We start from the raw sequence: 3957 nt of genomic DNA, 5'->3' as shown, positions 1-3957 counted from the left end.
CGCGGCCGGGCGAGCCGCCGGGCGCGTCGGGGGAGGCGCCGGGCGTCGGGCCGCCGCGGGACGCGCCCACGGTGATCTCGCCGTCCGGGCCGAGCTCCCGCCGCAGCACCCGGACCGCCGTCGCGCGCTGCGCCGGGTCGCGCAGCCGCACCCGCAGCGCGTTCGACCCGACCGACGCCTTCAGCTCGTCGGAGGTGCCGTCGGCGATGATCCGGCCGCGGTCGATGACCGCGATGCGGTCGGCGAGCTGGTCGGCCTCCTCCAGGTACTGGGTGGTGAGCACGACCGTGGTGCCGGTGTCCACGATCGCGCGGACCACGGCCCAGACCCGGCTGCGGCTGACGGGGTCGAGGCCGGTGGTCGGCTCGTCCAGGAACAGCACGTCCGGCCGGACGACCAGGCTCGCGGCGATGTCCAGGCGGCGGCGCAGGCCGCCGGAGAAGTTCTTGACCAGCACGTCCGCCTGCTCCTCGAGGCCGAAGGCGGTCAGCAGCTCGGCGGCGCGGGCGCGGGCCCGCCGGGGCCGGTGGCCCAGCAGGCGGGCCAGCACGAACAGGTTGTCGGCGCCGCTGAGGTCCTCGTCGACGGACGCGAACTGCCCGGTGAGGCCGATCCGCGCCCGCACGGCCGCCGCCTCGCGCACCACGTCGTGGCCGCAGACCCGGGCGGTGCCGGAGTCGGGGCGCAGCAGCGTCGCCAGGACCCGGATCGTGGTCGTCTTGCCCGCGCCGTTCGGGCCGAGGAAGCCGTGCACCGTGCCGGGCCGGACGGCGAGGTCGACACCGTCCACCGCGCGCGTCTCACCGAAGGTCTTGACGAGGCCCGACGTCTCGATGGCCAGGTCGGATGCGGGGGCCAAGAGCTCCTCCAGCGGGGCGGGGCCGGGCGGCGCGGCGGCGGGAACGGACGGCGTGGCGGCGGACGAAACGACTGGCGGGTCGAACTCCGACTATCCCAAACCTTAGTGGGGTCGGTCACTCTCTGGCACGGTAACACCGCGCTTCGATGCGAAGAAGCCCAAGATTGACTTGAATTTGTAGTAGCGTTACTGTCGCTCTGCGCTTTCGGACCGCTTCCCGGATCCCCGGAACAGGAAGGGGCGCACAGGATGCGCGTACTGTTCGCCGCCACCCCGCCGATCAGCAAGGTGTTCGCGCTCGCGCCACTGGCCTGGGCGTTCCGGGCGGCCGGCCACGAGACCCTGCTGACCTACTCCGAGCAGACCGCCCTCGCCGCCGGGACGGGCCTGCAGGTCGTGGACGCGGCGCCCGGCACGTCGGGCAACGCGATCCTGGCCGAGCTGTTCGCCGCGCGGCCGGAACTGGTCGAGCGCTGGATGGAGCCCCTCGGCGACGACCCCGCCAAGCTCGCGCCCGGCGTCGCCGCGCTGAACCGCCCGTTCCTCGCCACCGCCGTCGCGCTCGCCGACACCTGGCGCCCCGACCTGGTGGTCTTCGAGCAGTCCGCGCCGTACGGGCTGGTCGCCGCCGCCCGCGCCGGGGTGCCCGCCGTGCAGCGCAACCTCGGCACGATCCGCACCGGCGGCGTCCACGACGAGGTGCTGCGCCTGCTCGCCGACGACCTGCACCGGCTCGGCGTACCGGACGTGCCGTCGCGGCCGGCGCTGACGCTGGAGTTCGTCCCGCCGTCGATGCTGCCCTTCCCGGCGCCCGAGGGCGAGTTCATGCGGTACGTCCCGTACACCGGAGGGGCGGAGATGGAGCGCCTGCCCGCACCCGGCGACCGTCCGCGCGTGGTCGTCACGCTCGGCAGCATCCGGCCGGGCATGCACGGGCTGGGCCCGCTGGAGGCGACCGTCGCCGCGGCGGCCGAGCTGGACGCCGAGTTCCTGCTCGCGCTCGGCGACGCCGCCCCGGAGCCGCTCGGCGTGCTGCCGCCCAACGTCCGTCCGATCGGCTGGACGCCGATGGACCTGCTGCTCCCCACCTGCGCCGGAGTCGTGCACCACGGCGGCGGCGGGACGGCCCTGGCCGCGATCTGGGCGGGCGTCCCGCAACTGGTCGCGCTCGACCCCCGCTACCTGGGGCACAAGACCCTCGCGCCCGCCGTGGAGAAGGGCGGCGTCGGCCTGGTCACGTTGCAGGACGACGTCACCCCCGCCACCCTGGAGGCGCTGCTCGCCGACGAGGCGATCCGCAAGGCGACCGACCAGGTGCGGGCCGAGATGGAGACGCTGCCGGCCCCGGCCGACCTGGTCCCGACGCTGGCGGCCCTGACCGACGCGGCGGCCTCGGCCGACCCGGCGGCGGGAACGGCCCCGGCGGCTTCGCACTGACACCCGGAGGGCACGTGGACGACCGGCGACCGCTGCGGATCGGGGTGCTCGGCTGCGCCGGGATCGCCGCCCGGCAGGTGCTTCCCGCGCTGGCGGGCATGCCGGACGCGGTGCTCACGGCGGTGGCGAGCCGTTCCGCAGGGCGCGCGCGGGAGTTCGCCGACCGGTTCGGCGGGACCCCCGTGCACGGCTACGCGGCGCTGCTCGACCGCGACGACGTGGACGCCGTCTACATCCCGCTGCCCGCCGCGCTCCACGCCGAGTGGACGGAGCGGGCCCTGCGCGCCGGACGCCACGTCCTGGTGGAGAAGCCGCTGACCACGAGCCACGGGCGGACCGCCCGGCTCGCCGCGCTCGCGCGCTCCCTCGGCCTGCGGCTGATGGAGAACCGCATGTTCGCCCATCACCCGCAGCACGCCAGGGTCCGCGAGCTGATCGCCGACGGCGCGATCGGGGAGCCGCGGTCCCTGACGGCCGCGCTGGCGTTCCCGCCCCGCCCGGCGGACGACATCCGCTACGTCCCGGAGCTCGGCGGGGGCGCGCTGCTGGACATCGGCTACTACCCCGTCCAGGCGGCGATGATGCTGCTGCCCGGCCGGCTGGAGGTCGCCGGAGCGGTCCTCCACCACGACGCGCGGACGGGCGTGGACACCGGCGGAGACGTGCTGCTGCGCGCTGAAGGCGCGACGCGCGGCGAGGGGGGCGCCGCGGCGCACCTGACGTTCGGGTTCCGGCACGCCTACCGGTCCCGCTACGAGGTCTGGGGCAGCAGCGGCCGGATCATCCTGGACCGGGCCTTCACGCCGCCCGCGACATGGCAACCCGTGCTCCGCATCGAGCAGCAGGACCGCGAGGAGCGGCTGACGCTCCCGCCCGCGAACCATTACCGGGCGGCGCTTGAGTGCTTCGTCGGGGCCGTCCGCGAGGACGGGCCGGAACGCGCCGCGCTGGAGACCGCGCTCGACGACGCCGTCCGCTGCGCCGCCCTCCTGGACGCCGTCCGCGCCGCCGCGGGCCTCCCCGCATCGGAACCCGCGCCCGCACTCTGAGCGCCGGAGCCCGTGCCCGCCCTCTGCGCCGTGCCTGGCCACCGTGATGGCCGACTGTGCCCGCCTGGTCAGGCCGGACGGCCCAGCGGGCCCGCGACCTCGGTGATCGTGCCGCCCGGAAGCCACGCGCCGCCGGTGCCGTGGTCGTGCCCGAGCGGTCCGGGGACCTGGACCGTCGAGGCCGCGAACAGCCGGCACGTCGTGGCGGACGGCGCGCGGAGCGCCGCCAGCCACGCGGCGTAGCCGGTCGCGGTCGGCGGCTGTCCCGGATACCGGCGTTCCAGCGCGGCCTCGTAGCGCTGCGGCATGGGATCGTCCGGCGCGAAACGCAGCGGCACGAGCTGTCCCGCCGGGACGGTCAGCAGCGGCGGAGCGAGCAGCCACGGCGCGAGGTAGCTGCCCTGGGACGGGATTCGGCCGCGCGCGATGTCCATGAGCCGCGCGTACGCGGTCGCCCATCCGCCGACGATGACCGTGGGCCGGTCGTCGCGCGCCTGCGGGGTCACGGTGACGCGGTGCGCCCGCGCCGCGTCGCCGACGACCCGCGCCGCCGCCCGCGACCGGGGCGAGGCATCGGCGACGATCGTCAGCGCGGGGACGTGCCGGGCGGCG

The 3957-nt window shown here is 76.2% G+C and carries 4 protein-coding genes; 2 read left to right on the top strand and 2 right to left on the bottom strand.

Annotated elements, in window-relative coordinates:
* Nucleotides 1–859: ATP-binding cassette domain-containing protein (locus tag DZF91_RS27045; protein WP_117359985.1), on the bottom strand; the 859-nt coding region annotated here is incomplete at its 3' end.
* Between the two features lie 249 nt (nt 860–1108).
* Here DZF91_RS27045 and DZF91_RS27040 point away from each other — a divergent pair.
* A complete protein-coding gene (locus DZF91_RS27040; protein WP_117359984.1) occupies nt 1109–2296 on the top strand; it encodes a nucleotide disphospho-sugar-binding domain-containing protein in 1188 nt (395 codons plus the stop codon).
* Nucleotides 2297–2310: 14 nt separating this feature from the next.
* Complete coding sequence (locus DZF91_RS27035; RefSeq protein WP_235834601.1) at nt 2311–3345, top strand: Gfo/Idh/MocA family protein; 1035 nt, start codon at nt 2311–2313, stop codon at nt 3343–3345.
* A gap of 68 nt (nt 3346–3413) precedes the next feature.
* Here the strand turns inward: DZF91_RS27035 and DZF91_RS40460 are convergent.
* Nucleotides 3414–3957 (bottom strand): hypothetical protein (locus tag DZF91_RS40460; RefSeq protein WP_199486922.1); only part of this gene is annotated, 544 nt, incomplete at its 5' end.

The organism is Actinomadura logoneensis (assembly GCF_003428695.1).
Lineage (GTDB): Bacteria > Actinomycetota > Actinomycetes > Streptosporangiales > Streptosporangiaceae > Spirillospora > Spirillospora logoneensis.
Note: the sequence above shows the minus strand (reverse complement) of the source record. Positions and strands in the feature narration are given on the sequence as shown.

Bases quoted from the DNA above. Each gene is read 5' to 3' on its own strand.
- DZF91_RS27040 (WP_117359984.1), top strand. From the start codon at position 1,109: ATGCGCGTACTGTTCGCCGCCACCCCGCCGATCAGCAAGGTGTTCGCG.